We start from the raw sequence: 16,995 nt of genomic DNA, 5'->3' as shown, positions 1-16,995 counted from the left end.
CGCTTGTCCACGAGGCGCGCTTGAGGCAGATGAGCGCCATGACCGCTTCGCTTCGCACGCTTCGTTCCGTCGACCATGTCGTCATGCCGGTCGGCTCGCTGGAGCTGGCACGGCGGTTCTTCGAGGGCCTCGGCTTTCTCGTTGCGCCCGACGCGCAGCATCCGTTCGGAACCAGGAATGCCTGCGTTTTCCTCGCCGACGGGACCTATATCGAGCCGCTGGCGATCGGCGTGCGGGAGGATTGCGAGGCGGCGATCCGCGACGGCAACCTCTTCGTTGCGCGCGATCAGGCCTTCCGCTTTCGCCGCGGCGAACATCGCTTCTCGGCCGTCGCCTTCGCTTCGGGCGATGCAGAGGGCGATCTTGCCGCCTTTCGCGCCGCCGGCTTGGGCGAGGGCGATATCCTGTCCTTCTCCCGGCGCTTCGAGCGTCCGGATGGCGGGAGTGGCGAGGTCTCGTTCCGGCTCGCCTTTGCGATCGACCGGCGCGCGCCGGATGCGTCCTTCTTCGTCTGCCAGCCCGTTCACACGGTTGCGCCGGACCGCACGCCACTGACGGGGCATCCCAACGGCGTCACGGGTCTGAAACGCCTGGTCTTCTCAGAGCCGAACCCGACCGACTTCCAGTATCTGCTGCAGGATCTGGCGGGCCAGCGTGACGTCCTTGCGGACTCCTTCGGCATGTCGCTCGCCGCGGCCAATGCGACGATCGAGGTGCTGACGCCGGAGGGTCTCGGCGCGCGCTATGGCTGCGACCGGTCGCCGGAGCGCGGGCTCCGCTTCGAGGGCATCGTGCTCGCGGCAAGCGATGCCGGGCGCTTGCGGCACGCTCTCTACGGATCCGGCGTCGGCTTCGAGGAGCATGGCGGACGGATGATCGTCCGCCTGTCGGAGCACGCGCAGAGCTTCATCGCTTTCGAGACGGAGGAACGACCATGACGGCGATTGCGAACGAGGTGCGATGCGGCACCGTCACCTTCTCCAACACGGCGCCCTTCGCCCTCATCGCCGGGCCGTGCCAGATGGAGAGCCGCGATCACGCCTTCATGATCGCTGAGCGCATGCAGGCGCTCTGTGCCGATCTCGGCATCGGCTACGTCTTCAAGGCGAGCTTCGACAAGGCGAACCGCACCAGCCTCTCCGGTAAGCGCGGCATCGGCCTTGGCGGCGCGCTGCCGGTCTTCGCCGAGATCCGCGACAAGCTCGGGCTTCCGGTCCTGACCGACGTTCACACTGAAGAGCAGTGCCGCACCGTCGGCGAGGTCTGCGACATCCTGCAGATCCCCGCCTTCCTCTGCCGGCAGACCGACCTCCTGATCGCCGCCGCTCAGACCGGTCGCGTCGTCAACATCAAGAAGGGTCAGTTCCTGGCGCCCTGGGACATGAAGAACGTCCTTGCCAAGGTGACGGAGAGCGGCAACCCGAACGTGCTCCTCACCGAGCGCGGCGTCTCCTTCGGCTACAACACGCTCGTCTCCGACTTCAGGGCCTTGCCGATCATGGCCGAGACCGGCGCGCCGGTGATCTTCGACGCCACGCACTCGGTGCAGCAGCCGGGCGGGCAGGGCGGCTCCTCCGGCGGCGAGCGGCGCTTCGTCGAGACCCTGGCGCGCGCCGCCGTCTCGGTCGGCGTCGCCGGCCTCTTCATCGAGACGCATGAGGATCCCGACAATGCGCCGTCGGACGGCCCGAACATGGTGCCGCTCGACCAGATGCCGGCACTGCTGGAACGGCTCAAGCGCTTCGACGCCATCGCAAAGGGGTAGGTGTCCGATTTGAGGGGTGAAGGAGCGGGCATCCGCGACGCACCCGGCACGGCACGGCTGATGCCGGGCGTCCGGCGATTGGTCGCCATGCCGGCTGTCGATCCTCTGGAAGTCCGAGCATGACGCGCATCCGATAAGGCGCGGCATTCTCTGGTGCCCTTGCCGAGGGGCAGCCGTACCAGCGGATGGGATCGCCGTCGTGCCGCCGCTGTTCAGCCCGTCGATGTTTGGCTAGAAGGCGCTCGAACCAGCGAATTCTCGCGACAAGGAGAGCCCCATTGACCGCGATCATCGACATCATCGGACGCGAAATCCTCGATAGCCGGGGCAACCCGACCGTCGAGGTGGACGTCATCCTCGAAGACGGCTCGATGGGCCGTGCCGCCGTGCCATCCGGGGCATCGACCGGCGCGCATGAGGCGGTCGAGCTGCGCGACGGCGGCTCGCGCTATCTCGGCAAGGGCGTCGGGAAGGCGGTCAGCGCCGTCAACGGCGAAATCCTGGAGGCCATCGGCGGCTACGAGGCCGAGGACCAGATGCGCATCGACGCCGCGCTGATCGCGCTCGACGGGACCAAGAACAAGAGCCGCATCGGTGCCAACGCCATCCTCGGCGTGTCGCTCGCCGTTGCCAAGGCGGCGGCGGATGCCTCGGGCCTGCCGCTCTACCGTTATGTTGGCGGGGCCAGCGCGCATGTTCTGCCGGTTCCGATGATGAACATCATCAATGGCGGCGCCCACGCCGACAATCCGATCGACTTCCAGGAGTTCATGATCATGCCGGTCGGCGCGGAGCGCTTCTCCGATGCGCTGCGCATGGGCGCCGAAGTCTTCCATACGCTGAAGACCATGCTGAAGAAGGCCGGGCACAACACCAATGTCGGCGACGAAGGCGGCTTTGCGCCGGGTCTCGCCTCCGCCCGCGACGGGCTCGACTTCGTGATGAAGGCGATCGAGACGGCTGGCTACAAGCCGGGGGAGGACATCTATCTTGCCCTCGATTGCGCCTCGACCGAGTTCTTCAAGGACGGCGTCTATGACCTCGAGGGTGAGGGTCGCAAGCTCTCCTCGGACGACATGGCGGGCTATCTCGCCGAGCTCGCTGCAGCCTATCCGATCATCTCCATCGAAGACGGCATGGCCGAAGACGACTGGGCCGGCTGGAAGACGCTGACCGACAAGGCCGGCGGCCGCGTCCAGCTCGTCGGCGACGACCTCTTCGTCACCAACTCGGCGCGCCTGCGCGAAGGCATCGAGAAGCGCGTTGCCAACTCGATCCTCGTTAAGGTCAACCAGATCGGCTCCCTGACCGAGACGCTCGACGCGGTGAATGTCGCGCATCGCGCGGGCTATACGGCGGTGATGTCGCATCGCTCCGGCGAGACGGAGGATTCCACCATCGCCGATCTCGCCGTCGCCACCAATTGCGGACAGATCAAGACCGGCTCGCTGGCCCGCTCCGACCGGCTTGCCAAGTACAACCAGCTCCTGCGCATCGAGGAGGAGCTCGGCGATCAGGCCGTATACGCCGGCCGCACGATCCTGCGCCAGCGCTGATCCGACAAGGGAGTGGCGGCGACACGGTGCCGCCACTTGTTAAGCGTTGAGGGCGTCGATGTCAGTCGGCGCCCTTCTGCCTGTCTGCGAAGGTCTTGTTGCCGCCGAACAGCCACTCCCGCCAGCTCAGCTCCTTGCCGTAGCTCTGGAAGAGCTTGGAGTCGCGGTGCTCGGAGAACTGCACGTAGTTCAGCACCGCCACGAAGGTGATCCCGCCGACCGTGTTGCCGAGAAGGATCGGCAAAACGAAGTTCGGAAAGAGCGGCAGCAGAGCGACCTCGGTCCGGAACGCCAGGAAGAACACCTCGACTGACGAGGTGATGACGTGGAACAGCCCGCCGACGCCGATGAAATACATCAGCAGGAAGACGAAGAGCGCCTTCGAGACGGTGTCGCGTCCGGCGTGGACGAGCCAGACCATGGCCGCGACAATCCACCCGGCAAAGAGCGCCTTGGAGAAGAGCGAGAACCAGCTTTCGCCATGAGAGTGGCGTGCCATCTCCAGCGCCTTGGCCATCAGCGGCTCGTCGAGAACGTCGAAGACGGCGAGGAAGCCGGCGACCGCCAGCGCGCCGACCATGTTGGCGGCAAAGACCACCAGCCAGAGCCGCAGCAGACTGCGTACGCTGGCGAGCTTCGTCAGCACGAGCACCACGGGCGTCAGCGTGTTCTCGGTGAAGAGCTGGTAGCGGCCGATGACGATGATCAGGAAGCCGATGGGATAGAGGAGGTTGCCGAGGAGACCGGGCTCGGGCTCGTGTGCCGCTTCGGTGAAGACGACGCGGGCCAGGAAGGTCAGGCCGAGTGCGCCACCGGCGCCAAGACCGCTCCAGAACAGGTAGCGGTTGGTCACGGAGAGCTCATGCGACGCCGTTGCGAGCACGCGGGCGAAGATCTCCTCGAAGGAGAAGAAGTCCGTCAGCGTCTCTCCCGACTCCGGAGCGTTCTCGAGGTTCTCCTGCGGGTCGCTCTCCAGCCTTTCGCGGTCCTCCTGTGCCTCCTCCTCCTCCAGATCCGTTGCGCGGTCCGTCTGTTGCCCTGCGCCCATGCGGTCTGTGCCCTCCATGCGGCCCGCTGCGGGACGCCTTGGAGGCCTTAGCTAGCGTGGCGCCGCAACACAGGAAGACACGCGATCGATAGGTGGTGGGGGACGCGCTCGCGCCGCCTGCATGGAATGCAGACTGCTTTCCCTGTTCTCGCTCCGGAACAGCCTTAACCGGTGATTAAACGGGCTCTGTCATCCTGAAGCAAAGGAGACGGGGCATGCTGACGATCCAGAGACGCAAATCGCTGATGGGGCGCCTCGTCGTGCCGGCGCTTGCCGCCAGCTTCCTCGCTTATTTCGCCCTGCATGCGCAGAGCGGCAAGTACGGGCTGGAGGGCCGGGCGGAGCTTGCCCGCGAACTCGAGCAGCGCGAGAGCGAATATGCCGCACTCGCCAAGCAGCGCGAGCGGCTGGAGAAGCGGGTGCAGCTGCTTCACGATGGCACGCTCGAGCGCGACATGATCGACGAGCGTGCCCGTGAGGCCCTGAACCTCGCCATGCCGGACGAGATCATCATTCTACGCTGAGCCGCGGCAGCACTCGCCGACACGCGAGACATCCCGTCGGTTAAACCTCAAATCGGTTTAACTGCCGCGATCTTCCGCAATGAACCTAACGCTGGTTAAACCACCGCGCGCCGCTTGTGCGGCCTCGGCGGCAGCCTATACTGCGCCCAAACCTGTGCCCGCTTCGCTGCGGGTCAAGACCGGGAGTGCAGCATGGCATCCGCCAAGCAGAAGAAGCCGGACGGAGCGCCGCTCTCCGACGGCGAGCCCAGCATCGTCAAGACGATGGGGATGGTCGAGACACCCGCCCCGGCGGAGTTCACCAAGGAGCAGGAGCTCCAGGCCTATCGCGACATGCTGCTGATCCGCCGCTTCGAGGAGAAGGCCGGCCAGCTCTATGGCATGGGCTTCATCGGCGGTTTCTGCCACCTTTATATCGGCCAGGAAGCCGTCGTCGTCGGCATGCAGATGGCGCTGAAGGATGGCGACCAGATCGTCACCGGCTATCGCGACCATGGCCACATGCTGGCCACCGGCATGGAGGCGCGCGGCGTCATGGCCGAGCTGACAGGGCGCCGCGGGGGCTACTCCAAGGGCAAGGGCGGCTCCATGCACATGTTCTCGAAGGAGAAGAACTTCTTCGGCGGACATGGCATCGTCGGCGCGCAGGTGCCGATCGGCACCGGTCTCGCCTTCGCCAACCGCTACAACGGCACCGATTCGATCGCGGTCACCTATTTCGGCGACGGCGCGGCCAACCAGGGCCAGGTCTATGAGAGCTTCAACATGGCCTCGCTGTGGAAGCTTCCAGTCGTCTACGTCATCGAGAACAACCGTTATGCCATGGGCACTGCGGTGAACCGCGCCTCGGCGGAGACCGAGTTCTCGCATCGCGGCCTGTCCTTCAAGATTCCCGGCATCAAGGTCGACGGCATGGATGTGCGGGCGGTTAAGGCCGCCGGCGATCTCGCCGCCGAGCATTGCCGCAGCGGTGCCGGTCCGATCATCCTGGAGATGGCGACCTACCGCTATCGCGGCCACTCGATGTCGGATCCGGCGAAGTACCGCACCCGCGACGAAGTGCAGAAGATGCGCTCGGAGTCGGACCCGATCGAGCAGGTCCGCCGCCGTCTCATCGAGAGCTTCGGCGTGTCCGAGGACGATCTGAAGACGGTCGACAAAGACGTGCGCGACATCGTCGCCGATTCCGCCGATTTCGCCCAGAACGATCCCGAACCGGATGTCTCCGAACTGTGGACCGACATCTATGCGGCCGACGTACCGCAGGCCGCCGAGTAAGGGAGCGCAACCATGCCGACTGAAATCCTGATGCCCGCGCTCTCTCCGACGATGGAGGAGGGCACCCTCTCCAAGTGGCTGAAGAACGAGGGCGATACGGTTGCGCCCGGCGATGTCATCGCCGAGATCGAAACCGACAAGGCGACCATGGAGGTCGAGGCCGTCGACGAGGGCACGATCGGCAAGATCCTGATCCCCGCAGGCAGCGAGGGCGTGAAGGTCAATACGCCGATCGCGCTGCTGCTCGCCGAGGGCGAGGACAAGAGCGCCGCCGATGGCGCCTCGTCCGGTGCAGCTGCGCCGCAGCAAAAGGCGGCCGAGCCGAAGAAGCAGGATGATGCCGGCGAGAAGGCAACGTCCGAGAAGGTTGCAGGTCCGACGCCTGTTCCGGCCGAAGGCATGAAGCATCCAGAACCAGAGGATGCCGAGGGCGATCTCGGCGACGAGCTGCCGGCCGGTGCCACCATGGTGACGAAGACCGTGCGCGAGGCGCTCCGCGAGGCCATGACCGAGGAGATGCGGCGCGACGGCAAAGTGTTCCTGATGGGCGAGGAAGTCGCCGAGTATCAGGGTGCTTACAAGATCAGCCAGGGACTGCTCGAGGAGTTCGGTGCCCGGCGCGTCGTTGACACGCCGATCACCGAGCACGGTTTTGCCGGCCTCGGCGTCGGTGCGGCCTTTGCGGGCCTGAAGCCGATCGTCGAGTTCATGACCTTCAACTTCGCCATGCAGGCGATCGACCAGATCATCAACTCGGCGGCAAAGACCCTCTACATGGCCGGCGGCCAGATGGGCTGCCCGATCGTGTTCCGCGGCCCGAATGGCGCGGCGGCGCGCGTCGCCGCGCAGCACAGCCAGGACTATGCCTCCTGGTACAGCCACATCCCGGGCCTGAAGGTGGTGCAGCCCTATACGGCCGCCGATGCCAAGGGCCTCCTGAAGTCGGCGATCCGCGATCCGAACCCTGTGATCTTCCTCGAGAACGAGATTCTCTACGGCCACAGCTTCGAGGTGCCGGATGTCGAGGACTGGACCGTGCCGATCGGCAAGGCCCGCGTCCATCGCAAGGGCAAGGACGTCACCATCGTCTCCTTCGGCATCGGCATGACCTATGCGGTCAAGGCCGCCGAGGAGCTGGCCGCGGAGGGCATCGATGCCGAGGTCGTCGACCTGCGCACCATCCGCCCGCTCGACATGGCGACGGTGATCCGCTCGGTGAAGAAGACCAACCGCTGCGTCACCGTCGAGGAAGGCTACCCGCAGAACTCGGTCGGCTCTTTCATTGCATCCGAGCTGATGGTGCACGCCTTTGATTATCTTGACGCACCGGTCCTGAAGATCTGCGGCAAGGACGTTCCGATGCCCTATGCCGCCAATCTCGAGAAGCTCGCTTTGCCGTCGGTCAAGGAAGTGATCGATGCGGTGAAGTCCGTCTGCTACCGCGACTGAGGATCGTCCGATGCCGATCAATGTGACGATGCCGGCGCTCTCTCCGACGATGGAGGAGGGCAACCTGTCGAAGTGGCTGGTCAAGGAAGGCGATAAGGTCTCGCCGGGCGACGTGATCGCCGAGATCGAGACCGATAAGGCCACGATGGAAGTCGAGGCGGTCGAGGAGGGCACCGTCGCGCAGATCCTGGTGCCGGCCGGCACCGAGGGCGTGAAGGTGAATGCCGTCATTGCAATCCTGTCGGGCGATGGCGAAGGCGCGTCCGATGCCAAGGCCGGCGGCGGTCAGGCCTCGGGGACGGGCGAAGCTTCTGCCAAGCCGATCGCAGCCGACCCGAAGGCGGACAACGCGGTGACCGGCACCACGGCGCAGGCGAAGGACCCCGAACAGCGCGGCTACAGCCGCACCGACGGAGATGGCGGACAAGGCAAGGCCGCAGCAGCGTCCGGCAGCGGCTCCGCGGGCGGATCGAGTGGCAACGGTGCGTCTTCGGAGGGCGGACGGCGCTTTGCTTCGCCGCTGGCGCGGCGGATTGCCAAGGAGCAGGGTATCGATCTCTCCACTGTGACGGGCTCCGGTCCGCACGGGCGCATCGTGAAGTCGGATGTCGAGGCCGCCGCAACCTCGGGATCGGCGAAAGCGGCCCCGCAGGCGGCTGCACCCGCGGCCTCGTCCGCGCCCGCGAGCCAGGCACCGGCGGCAGCGCCGTTGGCGCGGGCTTCCAGCGACGAGTCGATTCTCAAGCTCTTTGCCGAGGGCTCCTATGAGAGCGTTCCGCATGACGGCATGCGCAAGACGATCGCCAAGCGTCTCGTCGAGTCCAAGCAGACGGTGCCGCACTTCTACCTGACGGTGGACTGCGAGCTCGACGCGCTGCTCGCCCTTCGCAAGCAGCTCAATGACGCCGCGCCAATGGTGAAGGGCGAGGCGGGCGACCGGCCGGCCTACAAGCTGTCCGTCAACGACCTCATCATCAAGGCCATGGCGATGGCGCTGAAGGCCGTGCCGGATGCCAACGTCTCGTGGACCGAGGCGGCAATGCTGAAGCATAAGAACGCTGATGTCGGCGTCGCCGTGTCGATCGAGGGCGGTCTGATCACGCCGATCATCCGCAAGGCCGACGAGAAGACGCTGTCGGTCATCTCCAACGAGATGAAGGACCTCGCCAAGCGCGCGCGCAGCCGCAAGCTGAAGCCCGAGGAATACCAGGGTGGCACGACGGCGGTGTCGAATCTCGGCATGTTCGGGATCAAGAACTTCTCGGCCGTGATCAATCCTCCGCATGCGACGATCCTGGCGGTCGGCGCCGGCGAGGAGCGGGCGGTGGTAAAGAACGGCAGCGTGACGATCGCCAACATCATGTCGGTGACGCTGTCGACCGATCATCGCGCCGTGGACGGAGCGCTCGGCGCGCAGCTGATCGGCGCCTTCAAGCAGTATATCGAGAATCCGATGGGGATGCTGGTCTGAGCATCGCCTGACGGCATCGATCATCCAGACGAGCCGGCCTGCTGTGGCCGGCTCCGGTACCCATGAAAGCCGCCGCATGGGAGCGGAGGCATGCGGAGCGGGAGCGCCAGCGCATGAAGACGATCCTCTGCTATGGCGACTCGCTGACCTGGGGCTACAATGTCGAGGGGCCGAGCCGGCATCCTCTCGCCGACCGCTGGCCAAGCGTGCTTGGCGCGGCTCTGGGTTCTGCTGCGCACGTCATTCCGGACGGGCTGAACGGCCGCACCACCATCTACGACGATCAGTCGGTGCTGGCAGAGCGCAACGGCGCCAAGACGCTGCCGACGTCGATCTCGACCCACCTGCCGCTCGACCTCGTCATTCTCGCGCTCGGCACCAATGATCTGAAGCGCCATACCGGTGGCGGACGCGCCTTCGAAGCCGGTCTCGGCATGGAGCGGCTGATCGAGATCGTTCAGAGCTTTCCCTATCGTCTGGGCTACAAGGCGCCGAAGATCCTGATCGTGTCGCCCCCGCATCTGGTGGAGACCGAGGATCCGATGTTCGCACAGATGTTCGGGCACGGGATCGAGGAATCGCAGCGCGTCATCGACGTCTACCGGACGATCGCCGAAGAGTATGGCGTCCATCTTTTCGATGCCAGCGAGGTTTGTGAGGCAACCCCGCAGGACGGCGTGCATCTCGACGCCGTCAATACGCGGCGGCTCGGCGAGGCCTTGGCCGGCGCGGTGAAAGAGATCCTGGATCTTCAGTAGGATCGAACATGTGCGTCAGCCTGTGGTCGCAAACCCTCTCCACTGGCGCCGACAACGTCTGATTTGCCGCGAGGTGCAAGGGAAAGCCATGAGGCAGCGTACCGCCAGACCATGCGCCAAGCTGCTGCCGGGGCTGCTTGCGGCTGTAGTGCTGTCCGCCTGCACGCTGCCGCCGTCGGAGCCCTTGCCCTTCGACAAGCCCCGCGGCCCATTCATCTCCGGCCAGCCGATCGCCAAGTCGAAGATCGGCGCCGTACGCCAGCCATTCGTGTGGCCGATGGGCGCTTACGATCCGGCGTTCTTGTCGACCTATCAGGCCGGCCTGAAGAACAAGACGTTCAGGGCCTGGGAGAAAGGGCACGGGACGCAGGTGGAGTTCCTGGCCGCCAATGGGCGGACCTATCTTTGGTACCCCGGCAACACGAGGGCGGTCGCCGGCACATGGGAGGTGGTGGCGAAGCCCATCCCCTCCCGGCCGGATCTTGGAAACCGATCGGTTGAGATCTGCGTCCGTTATGGCCCAAACACATATAACCCGGTCACCGGCTCGCGCGACGGCAGCCCCGAGTGTACCCCGATCAAGTTCTACACGATGGTGGTGGACGAATATGCTCCCGGCGACCCGTTCCACCTGGCATCGGGCAAGGTGCCCTTCGTTCTCGACAGACACTCCACGACACTTGACGATCTCTATGCAGAGGCGTCGGGAAGGTAACCATGGCTGACACCTACGACATCCTCGTCATTGGCGGCGGACCCGGCGGCTATGTCGCTGCGATCCGTGCCGCGCAACTCGGCTTCAAGACGGCCGTCGTGGAGCGCGAGCATCTCGGCGGCATCTGCCTGAACTGGGGCTGCATCCCGACCAAGGCCCTCCTGCGCTCGGCTGAGGTCTACCACCTCGCCAGCCACGGCGAAGCGTATGGCCTGACCATCCAGAAGCCCGGCTTCGATATGGCGGCGGTGGTGAAGCGCTCGCGCGGCGTCTCGGCGCAGCTGAACGGCGGCGTTGGCTTTCTGCTGAAGAAGAACAAGATCGATGTCATCTGGGGCCAGGCGAAGATCGCCGGCAAGCCGAAGGGTGGTGTCGTCGACGTCGTCGTCGGCAAGCCGACAAAGCCGGCCGTCGAGCCGCAGAACCCGGTGCCGAAGGGAACGCTCGGCGAGGGCACCTACAAGGCCAAGCACGTGATCGTGGCCACAGGCGCGCGGCCACGCGTGCTGCCGGGCATCGAGCCGGACGGCGACCGCATCTGGACCTATTTCGAGGCGATGAAGCCGGCCGCCATGCCGAAGTCGCTGATCGTGATGGGCTCGGGCGCCATCGGCATCGAATTTGCCTCCTTCTACCGTACCATGGGCGCTGAGGTGACCGTGGTGGAGCTCCTGCCACAGATCATGCCGGTCGAGGATGCCGAGATCGCCGCACATGCCCGCAAGCGCTTCGAAAAGCAGGGCATGAAGATCCTCACCGACGCCAAGGTGGCGAAGGTGACGAAGGACGGGCAGGGCGTCAGCGTTGAGATCGAAACCAAGGACGGCAAGCGCCAGACGCTGAGGGCAGAGCGGCTGATCTCCGCCGTCGGCGTCCAGGGCAATACCGAGGGGCTCGGGCTGGAAGAAGCAGGCGTCGCCATCGAGCGCGGCATCGTGAAGGTGGACGAACGCGGACGCACCAGCGTGGAGGGCATCTACGCCATCGGCGACGTGGCGGGCGCGCCGATGCTCGCCCACAAGGCCGAGCACGAGGGTACGATCTGCGTCGAGGGCATCAAGGGTCTGCATGTCCACCCCATGGTGAAGACGCAGATCCCCGGCTGCACCTACTGCAACCCGCAGGTCGCCTCCGTCGGTCTGACCGAGGCGAGGGCCAAGGAAGCCGGCCGCGACATCAAGGTCGGGCGCTTCTCCTTCAACGGGAACGGCAAGGCGATTGCGCTGGGCGAGCCTGAAGGTCTCGTCAAGACGATCTTCGACGCCAAGACCGGCGAGCTGCTGGGTGCCCATATGGTCGGCGCCGAGGTGACCGAGCTGATCCAGGGCTTCGTCGTGGCGATGGGGCTGGAGACGACCGAGGAGGACCTGATGCACACGGTCTTCCCGCATCCGACCCTGTCGGAGACGATGCATGAGAGCGTGCTGGACGCTTTTGGCCGCGTCATCCACATGTGATGAGGTCTTATGTGACGAGATGATCAGTCGAGGCGGTGAGCCGGCCGCTTCCGCGTCAAGGATCTGACCTGCCCGACAGGAATGCATCCTCGCCGCGTCGCTCGCCAGAATTTCGGCTGCTGCATTGCGGGGCGAGCCATGGCTCAGGCCCTGGAAGAGCGGCCGATGAGCCCAGCCCGAGGCGCGGTCAATCGCGAGAGGATTGTGCTTGATGCATGGGCGCCCCGCGACGATTGCAGGGCGCATCTAAATCACTGACAGCATCTTGTCGTACCACTGATGCCGCCCTCTTTTCTCAGCCAATCGTCGTTGTCTGAAGGAGAGTAGACATGGGTTGGCTTGCAGCAATCGTCGTGGGCGGCATCGCGGGTTGGCTGGCGGAGAAGATCATGAGGAGCGACATGGGTCTCTTCATGAACATCCTGCTCGGCATTGTCGGCGCGATCGTCGCCAACTTCCTGCTCAGCCTGGCAAACATCCAGGGCTATGATCCGAGCGACAAGTGGTCCTGGTCTTACCTCCTCGTCAGCCTCGTCGGCGCCTGCCTGCTGATCTTCATCTTCCGCCTGATCCGCGGCCGCCGCGCCTGATTGCAATGGGTGTCCGGGGCACGTAAATACGCCCTATGGTCACCGTTCTCGACACACGTCCTGGCGCCGGGGCTCAGCCCCGGCTCCGCCATCCGGAAAAGGCCCACCGGCCGGACACGGAGCAGCTCCCGAAGCCCGACTGGATCCGCGTCCGGGCGCCGGTATCGAGCAATTACTCCGAAACGCACGAGATCGTCCGTTCCAACAAGCTGGTGACGGTCTGCGAGGAGGCCGGCTGCCCCAATATCGGCGGCTGCTGGGACAAGAAACACGCGACCTTCATGATCATGGGCGGCATCTGTACGCGCGCCTGTGCCTTCTGCAACGTCGCGACGGGCCGTCCGAACGCGCTCGATCCCGACGAGCCGGCAAGCGTTGCCCGCGCTGTCGCCAAGATGGGCCTCAACCACGTCGTCATCACATCGGTCGACCGCGACGATCTGGCCGATGGCGGCGCGCGCCACTTCGTCGAGACCATTCGCGCCATTCGCGCCGCCGCGCCGCTGACGACCATCGAGATCCTGACGCCGGACTTCCTGCGCAAACCGGGCGCGCTCGAGCAGGTGGTCGCGGCCCGGCCGGACGTCTTCAACCACAATCTGGAGACGGTGCCGTCGAATTATCTAACGGTGCGCCCGGGCGCCCGCTATTTCCACTCGATCCGGCTCTTGCAGCGGGTGAAGGAGATCGATCCGAGCATCTTCACCAAGTCCGGCATCATGGTCGGCCTCGGCGAAGAGCGGAACGAGGTGCTGCAGCTGATGGACGACCTGCGCACCGCCGATGTCGACTTCCTCACCATCGGCCAGTACCTGCAGCCGACGAAGAAGCATCATCCGGTGAAGCGCTATGTCACGCCCGAGGAGTTCAAGTCCTTCGAAACGGTCGCGCTGACCAAGGGCTTCCTTGTCGTCGCCTCGAGCCCGCTGACCCGCTCGTCGCACCATGCGGGCGAGGATTTCGAGCGGCTGAAGGCGGCGCGTCTCGCCCGCCAGACCGCGGCCTGAGGCGCGCGTCCGCATGCCCAAATACGAGACGACGCGGCGTGTGGCTCACGCGCCGGACCAGATGTTCGCCCTTGTGGCTGACATCGAGAGCTATCCGCAGTTCGTGCCGCTCTGCCAGCGCCTGTCAATCCGCTCCCGCCAGGAGCGTGAGGGCAAGACGCTGCTCGTCGCCGACATGACGGTGGCCTACAAGATGGTCCGCGAGAGCTTCACCTCGCAGGTGCTGCTGAAGCCGGCCGAGCGGCAGATCGACGTCGCCTATATCAACGGGCCGTTCAAGTATCTCGACAACCGCTGGAGCTTCGAGCCGGCGGGCGAGGGCGCCTGTGACGTCCGCTTCTTCATCGATTACGAATTCAAGAGCCGCACCCTCGGCCTCCTGATGGGATCGATGTTCGATTTCGCCTTCCGCCGCTTCGCGGATGCCTTCGAGAATCGGGCCGACGAGGTCTATGGGCGCCCGGCGGCTGCCGTATAGGGCCTAATTCGCCTCAAGCGCGTCCCGCAGGAGGCCTAGGGCGACCGCCACGGCGGCCTGCCTGATCTCGGGCCGGCCGAGATCGCCGAAGCGCTCCTCACGATGAACCGTGGCGCCTCCCCGCCGGGCACAGCCGAAATGAACGAGGCCGACAGGCTTCTCAACGGAACCGCCGCCGGGCCCTGCAATGCCGGTGATCGAGACCGCGACATCGGCCTGTGACGCGCGCAGCGTTCCCTCCGCCATCTGCCGTGCCACAATCTCCGAAACGGCACCGGCGCTCGCGAGAACAGCGGGATCGACGCCGAGGCAATCGGCCTTGGCCGCATTAGAATAGGTGACGAAGCCGCGCTCCAGCACGGCGGAGGAGCCGGGCACGTCGGTGAGCGCCGCCGCGACGAGGCCGCCCGTGCAGGACTCGGCCGTGGCAATCATGAGGCCTGCCGCCGTATAGGCCGCGATGATTTCGGTGGCCGCCGCCTCGATGCTGCTGGCTGTCGTAACGGCGGCGCTCACTGACCGTCTCCATAGATGACGCTGGCGGTGGCGATGGCCGCGATGCCCTCGCGCCGCCCGACAAAGCCGATCGTCTCGTTGGTGGTGGCCTTCACCGAGACGCGGTCGAGGTCGAGGCCGGTCATGGCGGCGATCGCCTCGCGCATCGCCATCCGGTGCGGGGCGATCTTCGGCGCCTCGCAGATCAGCGAGATATCGGCATTCATGATCCGGCCGCCCTTTGCCGCGATGATCTCCACCGCCTTTTCGACGAAGATGTGCGAGGCGGCGCCCTTCCACCGCGGGTCGGACGGCGGGAAGTGGTCGCCGATATCGCCGGCCCCGCAGGTGGCGAGCAGCGCATCAGTCAGCGCATGCAGCCCGACGTCGGCATCGGAGTGGCCGGCCAGCCGCTGGTCGTGCGGAATGTGGATGCCGCACAGGGTGACGTGATCACCTTCGACCAGCTGATGCACGTCATAGCCGTTGCCGGTGCGCACATCGATGCGCCCCGCACTGAGGCGTTCGTCTGCCATGGCGATGTCCCTCGCTGTGGTAAGCTTCACGTTCTCGGCTTCGCCTTCGACGATGCGGACAGGCCTCTGACCCCACTCGAAGACGCCGGCATCGTCGGTAACGGTGACCCCCGCGGCGGCCGCCTCGGCATGAAGCTCAAGCAGCAAGGCATAAGGAAACGCCTGGGGAGTCTGCACGGCGTAGAGCCGCTCGCGCGAAACCGTGGCGTCGACCTCGCCGCGCGCCGAGCTGCGCTTCAGCGTGTCCGTCACTGGAAGGGCAGGGATGGCTCCGGTGGCTTTGTCCGTCGCAGCGATGACGCGGCGGATGAGTCTGGCCGATGCAAACGGCCGCACGGCATCATGGATCAGCACGAGGTCAGGGGCCGTGCTGCCGAGCGCGGCGAGTCCGGCTCTGACGGAGTCCTGCCGCTCCCTGCCGCCATGCGCGACAGTGATGCACCGGCTGCATTCCTCCAATGCGTCCGCAAGGCGGGCGCTATCGTCGCGATGGATGACGACGACGATCCGATCGATTTCCGGCAAAGCCAGAAGGCCCTCGACGGTGCGCCGGATCACCGGCCGTCCGCCGATATGTCTATACTGCTTAGGGCCTTGGGCGGACGGGCCGGCACGCTCGCCGCGACCACCCGCAACGACGATCGCGCCAATGCGCAGCTCGGACATGCGAACCTCTCTTCTGCCAGCCGTTTGGATGAACCATTGCAGCGGCATTTCGCAAGAGCAGCATGCTTGTATTTTGAGCATGCACCGATAGAGTACGGCTGCTATGGCGCAGGAATCGACACACAGCAATTCTGCTCAACATTTACGCTCGGAGCAGAGGCCGGCAGCCCCTGCCGGAACGCTGGCGGTCGGCCCGGTCGTCCTGCCCACCCGTGTTCTTCAAGCGCCGCTTTCCGGCATTTCCGACGTCCCCTTCCGTCGGCTGGCGCGCCGATTCGGCGCTGGTGCGGTCGTGTCCGAGATGGTCGCCAGCGGCGAGCTGGTCCGCGGCGACGCGGAAAGTGCCCTGCGGGCCATGCGTGATGGTGACGGCCTGCATATCGTTCAGCTGGCGGGTCGAGACCCTGCCTGGATGAAGCTCGCGGCCGAGCGTCTGCGCGAGGATGGCGCCGACATCATCGACATCAATATGGGTTGCCCGGCCAAGAAGGTCGTGGGGGGCTTGTCCGGTTCGGCGCTGATGCGCGAGCCGGAGCTGGCGCTGCGTCTCGTTGAGGCGACGGTTGCCGGAGCGGGCAACGTGCCGGTGACGCTAAAGATGCGGCTTGGCTGGGATCGCGCCCATCTCAACGCTGCGGAGATCGCGGTGCGCGCTGAGGCGGCAGGCGTCCGGATGATCACCGTCCACGGGCGCACCCGCGACCAGTTCTATGAAGGCCGTGCCGACTGGCCGGCTATTGCGGCGGTTAAGGCGGTGGTTTCAGTGCCCGTCGTCGCCAATGGCGACCTGAGTGACCCCGCCGACGCACCGGCGATGCTGGCGGCCAGTCGGGCCGACGCCGTGATGATCGGACGTGGGACGCAGGGGCGCCCATGGCTCTGCGGTCTCGCTGGCGGCGCGATCGGCCGCTCGGATCTCGCACGCAGCAGCCTCGCCGACCTCGTCGCCGAACATTACGAAGCAATGCTGGATCATTATGGCGTGGGCCAAGGGCTTCGCCATGCCCGCAAACATCTCGGCTGGTATGCGGACCGTCTGGCCGCCAGCAGCGGTGCCGACATCGGAGCCGATCGGGCCAGGCTGATGACCTGCGGCGATCCGGCGGAGGTTTGTACGCTCATGCGCGATCTCTTCGGCGCCGCGACGCTGGCGGATGTCGAGCCGAGCCTGCGTTCCTCACCTCTTGCCGAGGCGGCTTGAG

At 65.6% G+C, this 16,995-nt stretch carries 17 protein-coding genes; 14 read left to right on the top strand and 3 right to left on the bottom strand.

Going from position 1 to position 16,995, the window contains the following annotated elements; all coding sequences use genetic code 11:
* The first annotated feature begins 38 nt into the window (after positions 1-38).
* The 3 genes from C0R46_RS05100 (at position 39) to eno (ending at position 3,321) form a co-directional block, all read left to right on the top strand.
* Entirely contained in the window at positions 39-938 is a 900-nt protein-coding gene (locus C0R46_RS05100; RefSeq protein ID WP_102958624.1) for a VOC family protein, read from the top strand.
* On the top strand, positions 935-1,765 hold the full coding sequence (gene kdsA / locus C0R46_RS05095; RefSeq protein ID WP_102958443.1) for a 3-deoxy-8-phosphooctulonate synthase: 831 nt from the start codon (positions 935-937) through the stop codon (positions 1,763-1,765). Before C0R46_RS05100 ends, kdsA begins: the two co-directional genes overlap by 4 nt.
* Before the next feature lie 278 nt (positions 1,766-2,043).
* Positions 2,044-3,321: a phosphopyruvate hydratase gene (eno, locus tag C0R46_RS05090; protein ID WP_102958442.1), complete on the top strand. Its 1,278-nt coding sequence runs from the start codon at positions 2,044-2,046 to the stop codon at positions 3,319-3,321.
* Between the two features lie 61 nt (positions 3,322-3,382).
* On the opposite strand, the gene C0R46_RS05085 is transcribed toward eno, so the two are convergent.
* Complete coding sequence (locus tag C0R46_RS05085; RefSeq protein WP_102958441.1) at positions 3,383-4,369, bottom strand: formate/nitrite transporter family protein; 987 nt, start codon at positions 4,367-4,369, stop codon at positions 3,383-3,385.
* 215 nt (positions 4,370-4,584) lie between these two features.
* On the opposite strand from C0R46_RS05085, the gene C0R46_RS05080 reads away from it, so the two are divergent.
* The 10 genes from C0R46_RS05080 to C0R46_RS05035 all read left to right on the top strand — a co-directional run bounded on the left by C0R46_RS05080 (position 4,585) and on the right by C0R46_RS05035 (position 14,096).
* The gene (locus C0R46_RS05080) at positions 4,585-4,893 is read left to right on the top strand and encodes an FtsB family cell division protein (protein ID WP_102958440.1); all 309 of its coding nucleotides are present in this window, start codon (positions 4,585-4,587) and stop codon (positions 4,891-4,893) included.
* Positions 4,894-5,157: 264 nt separating this feature from the next.
* The gene (gene pdhA, locus C0R46_RS05075; RefSeq protein ID WP_245413437.1) at positions 5,158-6,171 is read left to right on the top strand and encodes a pyruvate dehydrogenase (acetyl-transferring) E1 component subunit alpha; all 1,014 of its coding nucleotides are present in this window, start codon (positions 5,158-5,160) and stop codon (positions 6,169-6,171) included.
* Positions 6,172-6,183: 12 nt separating this feature from the next.
* Positions 6,184-7,620 carry a pyruvate dehydrogenase complex E1 component subunit beta gene (locus tag C0R46_RS05070; protein ID WP_102958438.1) on the top strand — a complete coding sequence of 479 codons (1,437 nt, stop codon included), beginning with the start codon at positions 6,184-6,186 and terminating at the stop codon, positions 7,618-7,620.
* A gap of 10 nt (positions 7,621-7,630) precedes the next feature.
* Positions 7,631-9,091 carry a pyruvate dehydrogenase complex dihydrolipoamide acetyltransferase gene (locus C0R46_RS05065; protein WP_102958437.1) on the top strand — a complete coding sequence of 487 codons (1,461 nt, stop codon included), beginning with the start codon at positions 7,631-7,633 and terminating at the stop codon, positions 9,089-9,091.
* Between the two features lie 113 nt (positions 9,092-9,204).
* On the top strand, positions 9,205-9,849 hold the full coding sequence (locus C0R46_RS05060; protein WP_102958623.1) for an SGNH/GDSL hydrolase family protein: 645 nt from the start codon (positions 9,205-9,207) through the stop codon (positions 9,847-9,849).
* An 88-nt stretch (positions 9,850-9,937) separates the two neighbouring features.
* Positions 9,938-10,564: a hypothetical protein gene (locus C0R46_RS05055; protein WP_102958436.1), complete on the top strand. Its 627-nt coding sequence runs from the start codon at positions 9,938-9,940 to the stop codon at positions 10,562-10,564.
* A 2-nt stretch (positions 10,565-10,566) separates the two neighbouring features.
* Positions 10,567-12,021, top strand: a complete 1,455-nt coding sequence (gene lpdA, locus C0R46_RS05050) for a dihydrolipoyl dehydrogenase (protein ID WP_102958435.1) — start codon at positions 10,567-10,569, stop codon at positions 12,019-12,021.
* Positions 12,022-12,350: 329 nt separating this feature from the next.
* A complete protein-coding gene (locus C0R46_RS05045; RefSeq protein WP_102958434.1) occupies positions 12,351-12,611 on the top strand; it encodes a GlsB/YeaQ/YmgE family stress response membrane protein in 261 nt (86 codons plus the stop codon).
* Between the two features lie 35 nt (positions 12,612-12,646).
* Positions 12,647-13,618 (top strand): lipoyl synthase, encoded by a 972-nt coding sequence (lipA, locus tag C0R46_RS05040; protein ID WP_102958433.1) that lies wholly within the window; start codon positions 12,647-12,649, stop codon positions 13,616-13,618.
* A 13-nt stretch (positions 13,619-13,631) separates the two neighbouring features.
* Positions 13,632-14,096: a type II toxin-antitoxin system RatA family toxin gene (locus tag C0R46_RS05035; protein WP_102958432.1), complete on the top strand. Its 465-nt coding sequence runs from the start codon at positions 13,632-13,634 to the stop codon at positions 14,094-14,096.
* Between the two features lie 3 nt (positions 14,097-14,099).
* Here C0R46_RS05035 and C0R46_RS05030 read toward each other — a convergent pair whose 3' ends face one another.
* Positions 14,100-14,612: a CinA family protein gene (locus C0R46_RS05030; protein WP_280952997.1), complete on the bottom strand. Its 513-nt coding sequence runs from the start codon at positions 14,610-14,612 to the stop codon at positions 14,100-14,102.
* Positions 14,609-15,793, bottom strand: a complete 1,185-nt coding sequence (locus tag C0R46_RS05025; RefSeq protein WP_102958431.1) for a bifunctional 2-C-methyl-D-erythritol 4-phosphate cytidylyltransferase/2-C-methyl-D-erythritol 2,4-cyclodiphosphate synthase — start codon at positions 15,791-15,793, stop codon at positions 14,609-14,611. Before C0R46_RS05025 ends, C0R46_RS05030 begins: the two co-directional genes overlap by 4 nt.
* Before the next feature lie 103 nt (positions 15,794-15,896).
* Here C0R46_RS05025 and dusB point away from each other — a divergent pair, with 103 nt between their 5' ends.
* Entirely contained in the window at positions 15,897-16,994 is a 1,098-nt protein-coding gene (gene dusB / locus C0R46_RS05020; RefSeq protein ID WP_102958430.1) for a tRNA dihydrouridine synthase DusB, read from the top strand.
* The last annotated feature ends 1 nt before the right edge of the window (position 16,995 follow it).

Origin of the sequence: Mangrovicella endophytica (assembly GCF_002893625.1) — a bacterium.
Classification (GTDB): Bacteria; Pseudomonadota; Alphaproteobacteria; order Rhizobiales; family Rhizobiaceae; genus Mangrovicella; species Mangrovicella endophytica.
Note: the sequence above shows the minus strand (reverse complement) of the source record. Positions and strands in the feature narration are given on the sequence as shown.